General features: G+C 47.4%; 1 rRNA gene. It reads left to right on the forward strand.

The features are described 5' to 3' along the window. Positions 1 to 344, forward strand: a 23S ribosomal RNA gene (locus tag H4J63_RS19870); the annotation flags it as partial.

Consider the following 344-nt stretch of genomic DNA (forward strand, 5'->3'; position numbering starts at 1 on the left):
ATGTTAATCAGGGTAGGGTAAGTCGACCCCTAAGGCGAGGCCGAAAGGCGTAGTCGATGGGAAACAGATTAATATTTCTGTACTCGATATAATTGCGATGGGGGGACGGAGCAGGCTAAGCAAGCATAGCGTTGGTAGTCTATGTGAAAGTGAGTAGGGCGTTTGTTTAGGTAAATCCGGACAAACACTAAACCTGAGACACGAGACGAGTCACTACGGTGATGAAGTTGTTGATGCCATACTTCCAGGAAAAGCCTCTAAGCTTCAGATTATATGGAATCGTACCCCAAACCGACACAGGTGGTCAGGTAGAGAATACTAAGGCGCTTGAGAGAACTCGGGTG

The organism is Pseudoalteromonas sp. 5Ae-yellow, from assembly GCF_014077565.1.
Lineage (GTDB): Bacteria > Pseudomonadota > Gammaproteobacteria > Enterobacterales > Alteromonadaceae > Pseudoalteromonas.